Origin of the sequence: Streptomyces sp. LN549 (assembly GCF_043203805.1) — a bacterium.
Taxonomy (GTDB): Bacteria; Actinomycetota; Actinomycetes; order Streptomycetales; family Streptomycetaceae; genus Streptomyces.
On the sequence record NZ_JAZHRI010000002.1, the window covers coordinates 5,924,875 to 5,940,368 of the forward strand.

The 15,494-nt window shown below is 72.1% G+C and carries 13 protein-coding genes; 9 read left to right on the forward strand and 4 right to left on the reverse strand.

Going from position 1 to position 15,494, the window contains the following annotated elements:
- Positions 1-26: 26 nt before the first annotated feature.
- Complete coding sequence (locus SH922_RS27040) at positions 27-998, reverse strand: ABC transporter substrate-binding protein (protein WP_393060426.1); 972 nt, start codon at positions 996-998, stop codon at positions 27-29.
- Between the two features lie 525 nt (positions 999-1,523).
- On the opposite strand from SH922_RS27040, the gene SH922_RS27045 reads away from it, so the two are divergent.
- The 4 genes from SH922_RS27045 to SH922_RS27060 all read left to right on the forward strand — a co-directional run bounded on the left by SH922_RS27045 (position 1,524) and on the right by SH922_RS27060 (position 4,719).
- A complete protein-coding gene (locus SH922_RS27045) occupies positions 1,524-2,735 on the forward strand; it encodes an NADP-dependent malic enzyme (RefSeq protein WP_393060427.1) in 1,212 nt (403 codons plus the stop codon).
- 195 nt (positions 2,736-2,930) lie between these two features.
- On the forward strand, positions 2,931-3,896 hold the full coding sequence (locus SH922_RS27050; RefSeq protein ID WP_393060428.1) for a zinc-binding dehydrogenase: 966 nt from the start codon (positions 2,931-2,933) through the stop codon (positions 3,894-3,896).
- Between the two features lie 38 nt (positions 3,897-3,934).
- Positions 3,935-4,144, forward strand: a complete 210-nt coding sequence (locus SH922_RS27055) for a sigma factor-like helix-turn-helix DNA-binding protein (RefSeq protein ID WP_393060429.1) — start codon at positions 3,935-3,937, stop codon at positions 4,142-4,144.
- On the forward strand, positions 4,144-4,719 hold the full coding sequence (locus SH922_RS27060; RefSeq protein WP_393060430.1) for a Clp protease N-terminal domain-containing protein: 576 nt from the start codon (positions 4,144-4,146) through the stop codon (positions 4,717-4,719). Before SH922_RS27055 ends, SH922_RS27060 begins: the two co-directional genes overlap by 1 nt.
- Before the next feature lie 52 nt (positions 4,720-4,771).
- Here SH922_RS27060 and SH922_RS27065 read toward each other — a convergent pair whose 3' ends face one another.
- Together SH922_RS27065 and SH922_RS27070 are read right to left on the reverse strand one after the other, a co-directional pair.
- Positions 4,772-5,779, reverse strand: coding sequence for a helix-turn-helix transcriptional regulator (locus tag SH922_RS27065; protein ID WP_393060431.1), 1,008 nt, complete (start codon positions 5,777-5,779; stop codon positions 4,772-4,774).
- Between the two features lies 1 nt (position 5,780).
- Positions 5,781-6,638 carry a DUF4097 domain-containing protein gene (locus SH922_RS27070; RefSeq protein ID WP_393060432.1) on the reverse strand — a complete coding sequence of 286 codons (858 nt, stop codon included), beginning with the start codon at positions 6,636-6,638 and terminating at the stop codon, positions 5,781-5,783.
- A 175-nt stretch (positions 6,639-6,813) separates the two neighbouring features.
- Between SH922_RS27070 and SH922_RS27075 the strand changes: the two genes are divergently transcribed.
- Positions 6,814-7,650, forward strand: coding sequence for a hypothetical protein (locus SH922_RS27075; RefSeq protein WP_393060433.1), 837 nt, complete (start codon positions 6,814-6,816; stop codon positions 7,648-7,650).
- Positions 7,651-7,738: 88 nt separating this feature from the next.
- Here SH922_RS27075 and SH922_RS27080 read toward each other — a convergent pair whose 3' ends face one another.
- Positions 7,739-7,921 carry a DUF6104 family protein gene (locus tag SH922_RS27080; RefSeq protein ID WP_150207449.1) on the reverse strand — a complete coding sequence of 61 codons (183 nt, stop codon included), beginning with the start codon at positions 7,919-7,921 and terminating at the stop codon, positions 7,739-7,741.
- Positions 7,922-8,130: 209 nt separating this feature from the next.
- Here SH922_RS27080 and SH922_RS27085 point away from each other — a divergent pair, with 209 nt between their 5' ends.
- From SH922_RS27085 to SH922_RS27100, 4 genes are all read left to right on the forward strand, one after another.
- Positions 8,131-8,694, forward strand: a complete 564-nt coding sequence (locus tag SH922_RS27085; protein ID WP_393060434.1) for a CU044_2847 family protein — start codon at positions 8,131-8,133, stop codon at positions 8,692-8,694.
- Positions 8,695-8,750: 56 nt separating this feature from the next.
- Positions 8,751-10,751, forward strand: coding sequence for a trypsin-like peptidase domain-containing protein (locus SH922_RS27090; RefSeq protein ID WP_393060435.1), 2,001 nt, complete (start codon positions 8,751-8,753; stop codon positions 10,749-10,751).
- Between the two features lie 126 nt (positions 10,752-10,877).
- Positions 10,878-11,900 carry an AAA family ATPase gene (locus SH922_RS27095; protein WP_393060436.1) on the forward strand — a complete coding sequence of 341 codons (1,023 nt, stop codon included), beginning with the start codon at positions 10,878-10,880 and terminating at the stop codon, positions 11,898-11,900.
- Positions 11,901-11,907: 7 nt separating this feature from the next.
- Entirely contained in the window at positions 11,908-15,396 is a 3,489-nt protein-coding gene (locus SH922_RS27100) for an SAV_2336 N-terminal domain-related protein (RefSeq protein WP_393060437.1), read from the forward strand.
- Positions 15,397-15,494 lie beyond the last annotated feature (98 nt).

Sequence of the window (15,494 nt, forward strand, 5' to 3'; positions counted from 1 at the left end):
CTGATGCCCTTCAGTGCCGGGTCGGGTCACGATCCGCTGTTCAGCTTGGCCTCGGTGACCGCGCCGGCCTCCACGCCCCACTTGGCGATGATCTTCTCGTACTCGCCGGACTTGATGATCGCGTCCATGGCCGCCTTGACGGCCGCGGTGAGCTCGTCGTTGCCCTTGGCGACGGCGATGCCGTACGGGGCCGCCTCGACCTGGTCGCCGACGATCTGGAAGTCCTTGCCGCCGCCCGAGGTCTTCACCGCGTACGCCGCCACCGGGAAGTCGGACGACCCTGCGTCGGCACCGCCGGAGCGCAGCCGGGTCTGGGCCTCGAGGTCGTTGTCGAACGCCTCGATGGCGATCTTCTTGCCGCCGGTGCACTTCTTGGACTCGGCCTTGGCCAGGTCGTTCGAGACGGTGTTGCGCTGGACCGCGATCTTCTTGCCGCAGAGGTCGGCCCAGGTCTTGATCCCCTGGTCGTCGCCCTTCTTGGTGTAGATCGAGACACCGGCGGTGAAGTAGTCGATGAAGTCGACGCCCTCGCCGACCTTCTTGCCGGTCTCCGGGTCGATGCCCTCCTGGCGCTCCTTGGAGTCGGTCATCGCCGACATCACGAGGTTGTAGCGCTTGGCGCGCAGACCGGTGACCAGGGTGTCGAAGGTGCCGTTCTCGAACTGGAACTCCACGCCCAGTTCCTTGCCCAGCGCGGCCGCGAGGTCGGGGTCGATGCCGACGACCTTGCCGGAGTCGTCCTTGAACTCGACCGGCGGGTACGCGATGTCCGAACCGACCTTGATGACGCCCTTGGCCTTGATGTCGGCGGGGAGGAGATCGGCGGGGGAGGCGGCCGCGGACGCGCCGTCGCTGGTCTTCGCCGAGGCCGAGTCGTCGGCGTTGTTCTTGGTCTGGTCGCCACAGGCGGTCAGCAGCATGGTGCCGGCGACCGCGATGGCGCCGACCGCGGCAATCCGGGACTTCGCGGTCGTACGACGGATGGTGCGTGCGGTCATGATCGGGGTTCCTCCGGCAGGTGAGGGTGGAATTGCCAGGCGGTAATGGCACACGGCGTCGGATGTCGCCGTCTTGTGTGATTACGGCATCTTGCCATTCGGATTAGCCCAATCAGGGTGCACCGCATGTCAAAATCGGGTAACGGGACACCCCCGAACCCAGCGGGCCGGCACATCAAGGCCGGACCTTTCCCTGGAATCGCTTCTTCCTGCCGGAAGATCCCCCGCCTTGGCCCTGCTCTGGGTGGGTTTCGTGTCGGCTGGCCGACTTGTCTGTATGCCCCACTATGAGTCACGTCACCGTGGGCATACCGACTCGTCTGCGGTGACGCCTGTCCGGTAAGAAGGACGTTTACACCCCTCATCCGGGGCTCAGGGCGCGTGTGCGGCGCGCCCGCGCGTATGCACCTCCCCCTGCCGGGGCGGACCAATCGCCCAGCGCAGGGAACGTACGCGGTGCCCACCCACCCCTCCTCAACCAGGAGTGGCCACCCTCAAACGATGAAGACTTAAGGGGTCAACACCATGGCAGCGGAGATCGTCAATCCTCGCAGCGACAGCAATACAGACAGCGCCACCGACGAGCCGTTCGATCCGGCCTTCGCGCTCCACCGCGGCGGGAAGATGGCCGTGCAGGCCACCGTCCCGATCCGGGACAAGGACGACCTGTCCCTCGCGTACACGCCCGGCGTGGCGAAGGTGTGCAGCGCGATCGCCGAGAACCCCGAGCTCGTCCACGACTACACCTGGAAGTCCCAGGTCGTTGCCGTCGTGACGGACGGCACCGCGGTGCTCGGTCTCGGCGACATCGGCCCCGAGGCCTCCCTCCCCGTGATGGAGGGCAAGGCGATCCTGTTCAAGCAGTTCGGCGGAGTGGACGCGGTGCCGATCGCGCTCTCGACCACCGACGCGGACGAGATCGTGGAGACCGTCGTCCGGCTCGCCCCGTCCTTCGGCGGCGTGAACCTGGAGGACATCTCGGCGCCGCGCTGCTTCGAGATCGAGCGCAAGCTCCAGGAGCGGCTCGACATCCCCGTCTTCCACGACGACCAGCACGGCACGGCCGTGGTCACCCTCGCCGCCCTGCGCAACGCCGCGAAGCTGTCCGGGCGCAGCCTGGGCGAGCTGCGCGGTGTCATCTCGGGCGCGGGTGCGGCCGGGGTCGCCATCGCGAAGTTCCTGCTGGAGGCGGGTCTGGGCGATGTCGCCGTCGCCGACCGCAAGGGCATCGTCAGCCGGGACCGCGAGGACCTGACCGACGTCAAGCGGGAGCTGGCCGAGCTCACCAACAAGGCGGGGATCTCGGGGTCCCTGGCGGACGCGCTCGCCGGTGCGGACATCTTCATCGGCGTCTCCGGCGGTACGGTCCCGGAGCCGGCCGTCGCCTCGATGGCGCCCGGCGCCTTCGTCTTCGCCATGGCGAACCCGAACCCCGAGGTGCACCCCGACGTCGCCCACAAGTACGCGGCAGTCGTGGCGACGGGGCGTTCGGACTACCCGAACCAGATCAACAACGTGCTGGCGTTCCCCGGCATCTTCGCGGGCGCGCTCCAGGTTCGGGCGTCGCGGATCACCGAGGGCATGAAGATCGCCGCGGCGAACGCGCTGGCCGACGTGGTGGGCGACGAGCTGGCCGCCGACTACGTGATCCCCTCGCCGTTCGACGAGCGGGTGGCCCCGGCCGTGACGGCCGCGGTGGCCGCGGCGGCCCGTGCGGAGGGTGTCGCTCGGCGTTGACGTTCTGAGGCGGGGGTTCGGGCGCGGCGCCTTTTCGGGGGCGCCGCCCCGGACCCCCGCTCCGCAAGCTCCCCCAGACTTCGTCCGGGGGACCCCCAGGGGCCGGCTTCCCGCCCGAGGGGCCTGAACACGCGCGGTGCGTGTCACACCCGCAGCCGGTTACGCCCGGCCACGGCCCCGCCTATCGTCGGGCCCATGTTCGCCGCCTACGCATCCCGCCTCGACCGCGACCACCCCCTCAACGGCCTTGAGCTGGGCGAACGCCCGGCTCCCGAGGCGCGTCCAGGGTGGACCACCGTCAACGTCCGGGCCGCCTCCCTCAACCACCACGACCTCTGGTCCCTGCGCGGCGTCGGCCTCGCCGAGGACAAGCTGCCGATGATCCTCGGCTGCGACGCCGCGGGCATCGACCAGGACGGCAACGAGGTCGTCCTGCACTCCGTCATCGGCCAGACCGGGCACGGTGTCGGCCCGGACGAGCCCCGCTCCATCCTCACCGAGCGCTACCAGGGCACCTTCGCCGAGCAGGTCACCGTCCCCAGCTGGAACGTGCTGCCCAAGCCGAAGGAGCTCACCTTCGAGCAGGCCGCCTGTCTGCCCACCGCCTGGCTGACCGCGTACCGCATGCTCTTCACCAACGCCGGGGTGCGGCCCGGTGACTCCGTCCTGGTGCAGGGCGCCGGCGGCGGTGTCGCGACCGCCGCGATCGTCCTCGGCCGGGCCGCCGGGCTGCGCATCTACGCCACCAGCCGAGACGAGGCCAAGCGCAAGCGGGCCGTCGAACTCGGCGCGATCGAGGCGTACGAACCGGGCGCGCGGCTGCCAAACCGGGTCGACGCGGTCATCGAGACCGTCGGGGCCGCCACCTGGTCGCACTCCGTCAAGTCCCTGCGCCCCGGCGGCACGCTGGTCATCTCCGGTGCCACCAGCGGCGACCGCCCCTCGCACGCCGAGCTGACCCGGATCTTCTTCCTGGAACTGAAGGTCGTCGGCTCGACCATGGGATCCAAGGACGAGCTGGAGGACCTGCTGGCGTTCTGCGCGACCACGGGGGTGCGCCCCGTCATCGACGAGGTGCTGCCGCTGGACCGCGCCCGCGAGGGGTTCGAGCGGCTCGAGTCGGGTGACCAGTTCGGGAAGATCGTGCTGACCGTCAACTAGGGTTGACACGCGTCATGGTGTCAACGTAAGTTGACACCATGACCGAAGCAACGGATCTCGCCGAGCGTGCCGGCGACCGCGACCCCCGGGTGGGGCTGCGGTCGGTCGCCGCGCTGCGGCGGCTGCTGGAGCAGCTCGAAGCCGTACAAGTCAGAAGCGCCCGTCTCCAGGGCTGGTCGTGGCAGGAGATCGCGGCCGAACTGGGCGTCAGCCGGCAGGCCGTGCACAAGAAGTACGGGAGGCATTGATGTTCGAGCGATTCACCAAGGGCGCCCGCGCCACTGTGACCGGCGCCGTGACGCATGCCGAACGGGCCGGCGCCGGTTCGATCACCGAGGAGCATCTGCTGCTCTCCCTGCTGGACCAGGAGGGCAGCAGGGCCTCGTTCGCCGTCGCCGCGCTGGGCCTCACGGACCGCAGGTCGTCGGTGGAGGCGGCGCTGTTCGAGGCGCGCAGGCGCGGCGGCATGACCAGGGCCGATGCCGACGCCCTCGCGGACATCGGCATCGATCTCACCGCGATCGTCTCGCACGTCGAGGAGGTGCACGGCGAGGGGGCTCTGTGGGGTGACCGCAAGGGCCGGCGCCGCTGGTCGGGCAGTCCCGGGTTCACCCGGGAGGCCAAGAGGATCCTGGAGAAGTCACTGCGGATCGCGCTGGGCCGCGGCGACCGTTTCATCGGTGAGGAGCACCTCCTGCTGGCCCTCGCCGCGTCCCCCGGAGTCGTCGCCGACGTGCTCGCCGAGCACGGCGCGACGTACGGGACGGTCAGCCGTGCGCTGTACGGGGACGGCGACGCGGGTCAGGAGCGCAGGGCGGGCTGAACACCGGGCGGCCCGGGGAGTGTTCCCCGGGCCGTTCCTCTGTCGTCTGCTCCTACTTCGCGTTGCCGTCGGTGTCCCTCCGCAGCAGTGCCCCGATGTGGGCGGCCGCCGTCGACAGGTGGCGGCGGGCCTCCGCGAGCTGGTCCTCCGTCACCCCCCGGTCCCTGGCCGCATCGCGGATGTCGTCGCGGAACCGGTCGAGCAGGCGGTCCAGGTCGCGGGCCGGGTCGCCGGTGCCGCCCGCGTCCTTGCCCCAGTCGGGGTCGGTGTCGGCTGCATCCGGCTTCACGTACGGCGGCCAGTTGCCGGTACGGGCGAAGCCGCCCAGCTGGCCGGTGATCTCGGCCAGTCCCTCCCGTACGCCCGCGGGCCAGTCGCCCCGGGCGAAGTGGTCCTGGACCTGCCGGGCGGCGTTCTGCATCTGCTCGCGCGCCCTGTCCTGGGCCTCCTTGGCCTGACGGCGGGCCTGCTGGGCCTCCTCGCGGGCACGGCGGGACTCGTCCTTCGCCCGGCGGGCCTGCTCCTTCCATTCCTGCTTCGCCTTGCGCAGCTCTTCCTTGGCGGTGCGCCAGGCCTCCTTGTCACCGAAGTCGCCGAAGTCACCGAAGTCGCCGAGGCCGCCGAAGGGGGACGCCTTGCCCGCCTTGGAGCCCGGCCGGGAAGAGCCCGTGTGCCGTGACTCGTCGGCCGCGGCGCGCATGTCGCTGCGCAGCTTGCCCGCAGCGCCCCGGACGTCGTCGCGCATCTCGGCGGCCAGCTCGGAGACCGACTCCCTGATCTCCAGCTCCAGATCGGCGAGTTCGCCGGTGCGGCCCGCCAGTTCGGCGCGGCCGGCGTCGGTGATCGAGTAGACCTTGCGGCCGCCCTCGGTGGCATGCGTGACCAGGCCCTCGGCCTCCAGCTTGGCCAGGCGCGGATAGACGGTGCCCGCGGACGGGGCGTACAGACCTTGGAAGCGTTCCTCGAGAAGTCTGATCACTTCGTAGCCGTGGCGGGGGGCCTCGTCGAGCAGCTTCAGCAGGTAGAGGCGCAGGCGGCCGTGGGCGAAAACGGGGGGCATGTCAGAGCACCTTTCCGGTCGGCTCGGCGTCGTGCGGATCGTCCTCGGCGGGTGGGCGGCGCAGCAGGGCGATCGATCCCGAGACCGTCGTCGCCCTCAGTGTCCCGGCTCCGGAGCCCAGTGTGCCGGTGATCTTCTTCGCGCCCCACTGGCCGCTGACCCGTAGATCCTCGAAGCCGTTGGAGACGGATCCGCTCGCGGTGTTCGCCTCGACCCTCGCGTCGGTCGGGTGCGGCAGGCGGATGGCGAGCTCGCCGGAGACCGTGGCCAGCCGGACGTCGGTGGGCTTCCCGGTCGGATCCAGGTCGAGCACCATGTTTCCGCTGACCGACTCGGCCTTCACGGACGCCCCGGCACCCTCGATGACCGTCAGGTCGCCGGAGACCGAGTGGAAGCGCAGGTCGCCGGTGACGGCCTGGGCCTCCACGTTGCCGGAGACGGTCTCCGCGCCGACCGGGCCGGCGAGCCCGACGAGCGTGGTGTCACCCGTGACGCCGCGTACGTCCGTACGGCCGCGCACCCCGGAGACGAAGGCGCCGGCGCCGACCACGCCGATCTCCACCGTCGAGCCGGCCGGGACCGCGAGGGAGACGACCGCGCGGCGGTGCCAGCCCTTGCGGTCGAACCACTTGAGCATGTTCTGCCAGGCGAGGTCCTCGTACGAGACGGTCAGGACGCCGTCCTGCTGCGTGACGATCAGTGGCGGCCCCTCGATGTCGGAGACCTCCAGCCTGGCGGTCGGCTCGTCGGTGCCGACGACGTTGACCGTTCCGTTGACGATGCGCACGCTGAGCGCGGTCACGGGTTCGTCGAAGGTGAGCTTGCGAGGCTCGGCGATGGCCCACGTCGACACAGGCATGGATCTGACCTCCTGGGGAGCGCGGATGACGCAACATATCGCGTCTCTTGTAGAACACGATATATCGCGGATGGCGGAAGTCAAGGCTGTCGCGACGGTCCGCCGGGGGAGGAGGTGCAGTGGCTGTCGGGGCGAAACGCGTCAAAATTGGGCAATCTGTCCTACGGTGTGGGGCATGGACGCGACATCACCCGTGGGAGCACTGCTGCTGTGCCGGGCCGAACCGGACACGGTGCGGCCGGTCGCTCAACTGCTTCGTGAGCGGATGCTGCTCACACCCGCCGGCGAGGGCTGGAGCGTCCTCGTACCGGAGGGAACGCCCTGGCACGGCGGGCAGCCGGAACCTGGGGAGGCCGCCGAGCCCGTCGACCGGGTGGTCGGCGGCTGGGCCACCGCGCTGGCGGTCGGCTCCAGCTGGCCGGTCCTGGCGCTGTGGTGGGACGGCGACCGGGCCGGGTACACGCTCGCGGCGGGATTCCGCCGCCCCGTGGGCTACGTCTGGCTCGCCGACGGGACCCCGGCCGGTGAGGACGAGGCGATGCGTACGTTCGCCGAGCGGCTCGGCCTCGATCCCGTGCTGGACGTCCAGGCCCTCGAAGCCCTGACCCGTCCCGATCCGGAGACGGACGCCCGGGCCCGGCTCCGCGGACTGCTCGCCGTGCTCACCCGCATCGGGCTGGAGCTCCCGCCGGTCCTGGATCCCGGTGAGCCCTCCGGCCGGCTGGCCGCGGGGGCCGACACGTGGCCGGGGGCCGAGCGGATCGCCTGGACCGGCTGGCGCGACGCGGTGAAGGTCGAACTCGAAGCGGTCGAGAACAGTCGCCTGGGCCCCTGGATGCGCGGGCCCAGAGCTCGCGCCCTGGCGGGCGCCCAGCTGGCGGCGGGGCTCCCGATCGCCCTCTGGGGGGCGGGCCGGCGCAGCGGCGGGTGGGTCTTCGCCGGGGCGCTGCTGATGGTGCACGGCGCGCTCGGGCTCGCGTACGACCGGATCAGGGACGACGAGCCGGGCTGAGGGCGGTCCCGCCAGGAAATGCGGGACGGCCCCGAGGGGGCCGGTCAGGCCCTGAGCGCCCTGCGGCGGTCAGTCCACGTCCCGGTGATCAGTCCTCTTCGTCCTCGTCGTCCAGCCGGGCCAGCCAGGTGGCGAGGCGCTCGACCGGCACCTCGAAGTCGGGGTTCAGGTCGACGAAGGTGCGCAGCTGCTCGGCGAGCCACTCGAACGTGACCTCTTCCTCGCCTCGCCGCTTCTCCAGCTCCTCGATACCGCGGTCGGTGAAGTACATGCCGCAAGTTTAACGAGCCGATCCGCTCGCTCTCGCGCGCCCGGTCGTAAGCCCTGGTGGCAGCCCTGGCGACGCCGGGAGCGGGTCCGGCGGCGGCCCTGCGGCCCGGTCGAGAACCGCGCCGACCCCCCTCTGCGTCATGGTCCATGCACCTCGCATCGGCCGCCTGCGGCCGTTAACCTGCGGGTAGTTGGGGAACGGGGGGTTTCATGGACGACAGTGGCGCCCGTATTACGCGCATCGAGATGCCGGACGGCACACCGGTCTGGGCGAGGATCTCCGGAGCCGAGGAGCTGGACTGTCCGGAGCCCGGTGGTCTGACGTTCACGGACACCGGTTTCGGGAACCTCACCGACCAGGTGCAGGCACGGGTCGAGAGCCTGCACTCCGTGGTGACCAGCGTCGCGCGCTCGCTCGCGGTGCCGCTGCGGGCGGTGCGGCCGGACGAGGTCAGCGTCGAGTTCGGGATCGAGCTCACCGCCAAGTCGGGCAAGGTCGTCGGACTGCTCGCGGACGGCGAGGCCAAGGGGGCGATCAAGGTCACGCTCACGTGGAACGGCGGCGGACCACCGGTCGATCCGCCGCCACCGCTTCCCACGCCCGTGCCGGCCCAGGCGCCCGCACCTGCCGGCCGTCCCGCGCCCGTGCCGCCGGTTCCGTTCGCGCCGCCGGCCGCACCGGCACCCGCGCCCCCGGCAACGCCCGCCGGGGCATCCCCCGGCGCCCCGGCGCACCCCGACGGAGCGGACGACACCGACGGCGGCGGAGCGTGACCTCGGAGGGCGGCGGGGGCGCAGAAGGGGGTCTGGGCGGACCGCAGGCTGCACTCATGGACCTCGTGCGTGACGCCACTGTGCGCATCCATCGCCCGGGGCCCGGGTATGTCCCTGACGGGCCGGGCGGGGAGTTCCTGGGAAGCGGCTTCTTCATCGCCCCCAACTGGATCCTCACGTGTGCGCACGTGGCAATGCGGGGGGAGGGGGGCATGGTGAACGTGTGGTTCAAGGGGGACCGCTACAGCACTGATCTGAGCGAAGTGCCGGGCAAGGTCGTCGCTGCGATGCCCGGGGCGCGACCGCCCGGGGCCGCCGGCTGGCCGGCCCCCGACCTTGCGCTCATCAAGCTCCAGCGCCCCGTCGAGCACACCTGTGTGTACGTCACCGAGCGCTCGGAGGCCATGCTGCGCAGCCGTGAGATCCACTGCGTGGGCTGGGTGCCCTCGCAGGGCGGGGGGCTGCTGAAGCGCAGCGGCGTCTGTGTGGTGAAGGGCGCCTATGGCGCGTCGGACGATGCCGAACAGGTCGTGCGGCTCGACGGGGACTGGCTGGAGCCGGGCATGTCCGGTGGACCCGTGGTGGATCTCGTCCGCGGGGAGGTGGTCGGGGTGATCAAGTCGCGGCTCGACAACCACCAGGGCGGAACGGCCGTGGGGACCGAGCGGCTGCGCACCCTGAAGGTGCCGTCCGGGACGGTCGAGACCGAAGCCGACGACACCTACCAGTCCGTCTTCCACGCCCACGACCGCTACCACGCGGACCGGCACAACAGCTCGGCCGGCACCGAGCGGACCTGGGCGGATGTGCAGAGCGAGCTGCCCATGCCGCCCGGTGGGATCCTCGGTCCCAAGCAGCGGGTGGACCTGCTGGGGCGGCTCGCCGAGCTGCCGCCCCCGGCCAGTACCCGCAGTCTGCTCGTCCTCCTCGACACCCTGCCGGGCGTGCACTCCCGCGAGCACCGCCCGGCACCGCGCGGCTGGCGCGACGGGCTGGCGGCGCTGTACGACACCCGCGCCCGCGAGCGGGTGGCCCAGTTCGAGCTGGTCCTGCGCTACTGCATGGGTGTCCTCACGGCCGACCGGCCCAGCGGCGTGCTGTCCGCCGCGAACGCCGAGGCCCTGTGGGACTGGGTGCAGCGGGTGGCGACGGCCGAACTGCCCCGGGACCTCCGCCGGCAGTTCGACAGGGAGTGGGCCAATGTCCACCTGCACCTGGAGCAGAGCCGTCGGCAGGCCCGTCCACCGCTGAGCGAGCCCGTCGTCTCCGTGGAACGCGACAGTGTCGTACTGGAGGTGGAACGCCAGGGCTGGACCCCCGGCCAGTACGACTGGCGGGTCGCCGTCGCCCGCCACGACGGACAGATGTCGCGCATCAGGGACGGTCAGGGGGGTCCGCTCGGATCCGTGCCCGACCAGCTCGCCGCCGCGCTGACCGAGGCCTTCCGGGAGTGCGACGAGCCGGACAGTCCCGCCGTGCTCCAGGTCGTGGTCGCCCCCGCACTGTTCGGTCTGGAGGTCGACCGCTGGGAGCTCCCCTCCGACGGCCGTCCGCTCGGCGTCGTACGCCCCGTGGTCCTGCGCAGTTCGGAGCACGGCCCCACCGGCGAGCGGCTGAGGCGCTGGGATGCGGCCCCGAACGCCGGGACGCAGGCCGAAGTCATCGACTGCGAGAACGAGTTACGGGTACAGGTGCCGCAGAGCGCCCAGCTGGGCGGCCTCGCCCTCGAAACGGTTCCGGTTCTCTGCCGCTACGGCAACCGGCCGGACCCCGGGATCACCACCGGGGTGGGGCGGGTGCTCGACGCGGGCTTCGGGGTGGCGCTGCTCCAGCGACGGCCGGCGGAGGGCGAAACGGTCTGCAAGGAGTTCCACCGGCGCGTGGCCGAGGGCGTCTCGGAACTCGGGGCCCGTGACCGGCTGCCGCGTTGGGTCCATGAGCTGAGACATGGGGTGCATACGGCTCACACCGAGACGTTCTGGTCCGACGGAGTGGCGCTCTACTACGACAATCCGCACCAGCCCCTGCCCCGTCCCGACTTTCTGGAAGCACCGTGACGAGGGGCGTCGGTCATGACCCGAAGGGCCGTGCGGGCCCGCCCCTTTCGGGGGGTGCGCCGGATCGATACGGTGAGGCACGTTCGACGGCTGCTCCCTGGCGAATGAATGACAACGAGGAACGCTATGAGTGAACCCAGCGAGTGGCTCATCTACCGAGGAATCGGCGAACCGCACGACGGCGTACCGCAGTTGCCGCCCCCTCCGCCCTGGCGGGACTTCGCCGGAGGCCGCTCAGCCCCGGAGGGCGGGGGTGATTCGGCCGACCGCCGGCTCGGCATCCCCGGACGCATCGCCGAGGAGCACCGGCCGGGCGCCGAGGAGCTTGAAATGATCAACGCCGCGCTGTATCTGCGGCGTCCGCTGCTGGTCACCGGGGATCCGGGCGCGGGAAAGAGCACCCTGGCCCACTCCGTCGCCCGCGAGCTGGAGTTCGGCAAGGTCCTGCGCTGGCCCATCGTCAGCCGCTCCACCCTGCTGGACGGGCTCTACCACTACGACGCGATCGCCCGGCTGCAGGATGTGCAGATCGCCTCGCACGCCTCCGCGGAGGCGGGTGCGGGCTCCGACTCGGCGCAGAATGTGGGGAGTTATATCCGGCTCGGCCCGCTGGGCACCGCACTGCTCCCCTCGGACCGGCCGCGGGTGCTGCTCATCGACGAGCTCGACAAGAGCGACATCGACCTGCCGAACGATCTCCTCAACGTGCTGGAGGAGGGCGAGTTCGCCATTCCCGAGCTGGAGCGGATCGTCGACCGGCTGCCCGACGGTGAGGCGGACGTGCTGGACCACGACGGCAACAAGGTGCGGATCAGGGGCGGCCGGGTGCAGTGCCGGGCGTTCCCGTTCGTGGTGCTCACCAGCAACGGCGAGCGAGACTTTCCGGCCCCCCTGATGCGCCGCTGCATTCATCTGGAACTCGACCGCCCCGACCACAAGCGCCTGGCCGCGTTCGTGAAGGCGCATCTGGGCGAGGAGGCCGCACGCTCCAGCGAGGACCTCATCGCCCATTTCCTGGAGCGCTCCCGCAGCGAACTCCTTGCCACGGACCAGCTGTTGAATGCCATCTACCTCACCCATGCCGCAGCCCCGGCCGGCCGGGACCGGCTGGCCGACCTGCTCATCCAGCGACTCGACCGGCCGAGGTGAAGGCCTGATGCCGGGGGTGGACGGGACACCGGGTGCGCACGGAGCGGGCGGGCCGCCCGAAGAGCCGGCGGTGACCGGACCCCGTGATGTACCGGTGGTGTCCGACGTCCCGGTGGCGTCCGACGTCCCGGAGGCGTACGAGGGCGGGTTACTGCCGACACTGATAGCCAGGCTGCGCGAGGCCGGGATCGATCCCGACGTCGAGCAGCTCTGCGACGCGCTCTGGCTGGCGGGGTGGACCCGCACCGCCGAGGCACCCGAGGGGGAGGACCGGGGCGAGGCCGGGCCGGTGTCCGCGCCGACCTCGGTCCCCGACGAGGCCTCCGCCCCCGGCACCGCGGGGGCGACAGCGGCGCGGGACGAACGCCCTCCGGAGGCCGGCGGGCGCGCCGGGACGTCCGAGGCGGGCGAGCCGGGACGTGACCGGCAGATCTCCCTGTACCCCGTCCCTCGCCCCGCGCGGGGCGGCGGCGGGCGGGGCGAGGGCGAGGCCGGGACTCCGGCCGGACGGCGATCCGGTGGGGACTCCCGTGCGATCGCGTTCGCTCTCGGGGTGCCGGCCGCCCCCGTTCTCCCGGCCCCGCTCGAACTAGCCCGCGCACTGCGCCCGTTACAGCGCTACCACCCGGCCACCGCCCCGCTGCGCCGGGCCCTGGACGAGACGGCGACCGCGGAACGCAGCGCCCGCGCCGGCGGCATGATCATGCCGGTCTTCCGCGGGGTCCGGCGGGCCGACGCCATCCTGCAGTGCGTCATGGACGCCTCCTCCTCGATGCTGGTGTGGGACCGGATGTTCGGCGAGCTCCAGCAGATCTTCGGCCAGTTGGGGGCCTTCAGGGACGTCCAGGTGCGCTATCTGCACCAGGGCCCGGACGGTGGCTGCACGGTCAGCCGCAGCTCCGATCCGGCCGCGGCCCCGCTGCACTCCGCGGACCGGCTCAGCGACCCGACCGGACGCCGGGTCACCGTGATGATCAGCGACTGCGCCGGGCCGCTCTGGCACAGCGGGCGAGCCCACCGGCTGCTGCACCAGCTGGCCCGGCAGGCACCGGTCGCCGTGCTGCAGCCGCTTCCGCAGCGCATGTGGAACCGCACCCGGCTGCCCGTCACCTTCGGTTCGCTGTCACGCGGTGACGGCCTCGCCGGAGCCACCCTGCTGAAGGTCACCGAGGAGGGCGGAACGGGCCCCGCGGTGCACCCCGGGGCGCTGGCGGTCCCGGTGCTCCCGCCGCTGCCGGACGCACTCGCGGCCTGGGCCAGACTGCTCTCGGGCACCGGTTCGGCGCAGATCCCCGGAGCGGTCGGCTGGGTGCGCGGCGACCAGGCCGCGGCTGCCGCCCAGCGCTCCGGCAGCACGCTCTCCTCGCTCCAACTGGTCAGCCGCTTCCGCTCGATGGCCTCCCCGGCCGCCGGGCAGCTGGCCGTCTACCTCGCGGCGGCCCCCCTCTACCTGCCGGTGATGCAGCTCGTGCAGCGCACGATGCTGCCGCACTCGGGTCCGTCCGAACTCGCCGAGGTACTGCTGAGCGGACTGCTCTCACGCGCCGACGGCGGCGGAGGCCGCGGACAGTGGTACGCGTTCGAGCCCGGCGTCCAGGAGGCGCTGCTCGGCCCCCTGAGCCGGGACGAGGCCCTGCTCGTACTCAAACACTGTTCGCAGTACATAGAGCAGCGGTTCGGCAAGGGCGGGCCCAACTTCCCGGCCCTCGCCTTCGCCCAGCTCGGCGACGGCGCGTCGCACGGATCCTCGTACCCGGCCGGCTACAGCACGGCGCATTCCGATCCCGGGAGCGAGGCCGCCGAGGACGGCGAGGACGGCGAGGAGAACGGAGGAAGCGCGAGGCGCGCACCCCACGCCTTTGCCGAGGTCGCGGCCCGCGTACTGGAGCGATTCATGCCTTTGCCCCCCGTGTCCGAAGAGGCACCCGCCGGACCCTCGGCATCCGACACCCGCCCGACGGTGGAGCGGGCCCGCGCGCTCGTGCGGGACTTCGAGGCGGACAGGATGGTGCAACGCCTGATCGATGCCGTCCAGTTGCTGCGGGGAGCCGCTGCGAACAGCCCGTATCCGGCTGCCGACCCCGAACTCTGGGCGCAGTACGCGCGCTGCGTCCTGCGGCTGTGGGAGGTGCAGGGCGGCGCCGAACTGCTCGGCGAGGCCGAGCGCGCCGCCGAACAGGCCTCCGCGCATCCCGGCGGGGTGCGCGAACAGGCCGTACTGGCCAAAGTGCTGCACGCGGCCGCCGACGACCGCCGACGGCACGGCGACCGGCGTGGCGCCCTGGAACTGCTGCGACGTGCCGACCGTGAGTACACCGCGGCCTGCGCGGCTCCGGGCCTGGAGCCCGCCGAGGCACTGCAGCTCACCCTGGAGCGGGTGCGGGCGCTGGAGGCGCAGTGGCGGCTCGACGGCGACAGCGCCCTGCTGCAGAGTGCGTGCGGGATGCTGGAGGCCTTCGCGGACGCCTGGCCGGACCAGGAGAACCGGCCGGCCACCCTGCCGCTCCAGCACGGCCGGACCCTGCTGAAGCTGGCCGGCGCCACCGAGGACGACGAACAGTCCAGGGCGTACGCGGCGCAGGCGGCGCGCTCGCTGCGCGCGGCCTTCGTCCAGGGCGGCATGAACACCCTGGGCACCGAGGTCCGCATCGTGCTGGACCTGGTGGACGCACTGCTCGCCTCCGGCGCGGAACCGGACGAGGCCGCGGCCCTGACCGGCCAGGCCCTGGAAACCGTACGGGAGCAGCGGCAGCGCGCCCAGCTGCAGATCCGGGCCGGGCGGGTCCGGGTGGCCCGCTACGAGCACACCGGCGACCCGGACGAACTCGTCGCCGCAGGCGAGTGGTTCGCCCGGGCGGCCCGGGGCATTCCCCGTGACTCCCGGGCCCACACCGATGTGCTCGCCGAATGGGGTTCCACGCTGCTGCGCCGCGCCGAACTGCCCGACGGCGGCGCGCACATCGGTGCGGCGGTACGGGTGCTGCGGGACTGCCGGACCGAGACGCCGGAGGCGGGCGGGCACCAGTCCGAGCGGCTGCTGATGCTCGGCAGGGCCCTGATGCTCCGGCACCGCGCCACCGCCGACCGGGTCGACCTGCGGGAGGCGGAGTACCTCTTCGGGCTGGCCGCGCAGGAGGCGGCGGACCCGCTGACCGCTGCGCGCTGCTGGCTGGAGCTGGGCAGGGCGCACCTGGAGGCTGCCGAGGTCCTGGACAGACCGGCCCGGCGCGACGAGGCCGCGGAGGACTTCCGTTCGGCCGCCGAGAGGGCCGGAGAGGCAGAAGCGGAGCTGGATACTCCACAACAACTCGAGTCCGCAGTGGAGTTGGGTGCTACAGCCAACCACTGGCGGGGTATGACGTATGAGAAGGCGGGGCGTCCCCGGGCCGCGCGCGTGGCGTACCGGGCCGCTCTCCAGGAGTGGCGCAAGCTGCCGGACGGCGGCGGCGCGGCGGGTGAGTCGACCGCCGCGCGGCTGGCGGAGCTGGAGCGCTGAGTGCTCGACCAGGAGCATGCGGCGCCCCGGGCGGGACGGTGAGCCGGACCGCAGACGGGCGAGGCTCTCCGGCCGAGGGCGCCGGGCAGCGGGACGAG

Excerpts from the sequence above, each read along its gene's own strand:
- SH922_RS27040 (WP_393060426.1), bottom strand. The coding sequence starts at position 998 with ATGACCGCACGCACCATCCGTCGTACGACCGCGAAGTCCCGGATTGCC.
- SH922_RS27045 (WP_393060427.1), top strand. The coding sequence starts at position 1,524 with ATGGCAGCGGAGATCGTCAATCCTCGCAGCGACAGCAATACAGACAGC.
- SH922_RS27050 (WP_393060428.1), top strand. The coding sequence starts at position 2,931 with ATGTTCGCCGCCTACGCATCCCGCCTCGACCGCGACCACCCCCTCAAC.
- SH922_RS27055 (WP_393060429.1), top strand. The coding sequence starts at position 3,935 with ATGACCGAAGCAACGGATCTCGCCGAGCGTGCCGGCGACCGCGACCCC.
- SH922_RS27060 (WP_393060430.1), top strand. The coding sequence starts at position 4,144 with ATGTTCGAGCGATTCACCAAGGGCGCCCGCGCCACTGTGACCGGCGCC.
- SH922_RS27065 (WP_393060431.1), bottom strand. The coding sequence starts at position 5,779 with ATGCCCCCCGTTTTCGCCCACGGCCGCCTGCGCCTCTACCTGCTGAAG.
- SH922_RS27070 (WP_393060432.1), bottom strand. The coding sequence starts at position 6,638 with ATGCCTGTGTCGACGTGGGCCATCGCCGAGCCTCGCAAGCTCACCTTC.
- SH922_RS27075 (WP_393060433.1), top strand. The coding sequence starts at position 6,814 with ATGGACGCGACATCACCCGTGGGAGCACTGCTGCTGTGCCGGGCCGAA.
- SH922_RS27080 (WP_150207449.1), bottom strand. The coding sequence starts at position 7,921 with ATGTACTTCACCGACCGCGGTATCGAGGAGCTGGAGAAGCGGCGAGGC.
- SH922_RS27085 (WP_393060434.1), top strand. The coding sequence starts at position 8,131 with ATGGACGACAGTGGCGCCCGTATTACGCGCATCGAGATGCCGGACGGC.
- SH922_RS27090 (WP_393060435.1), top strand. The coding sequence starts at position 8,751 with ATGGACCTCGTGCGTGACGCCACTGTGCGCATCCATCGCCCGGGGCCC.
- SH922_RS27095 (WP_393060436.1), top strand. The coding sequence starts at position 10,878 with ATGAGTGAACCCAGCGAGTGGCTCATCTACCGAGGAATCGGCGAACCG.
- SH922_RS27100 (WP_393060437.1), top strand. The coding sequence starts at position 11,908 with ATGCCGGGGGTGGACGGGACACCGGGTGCGCACGGAGCGGGCGGGCCG.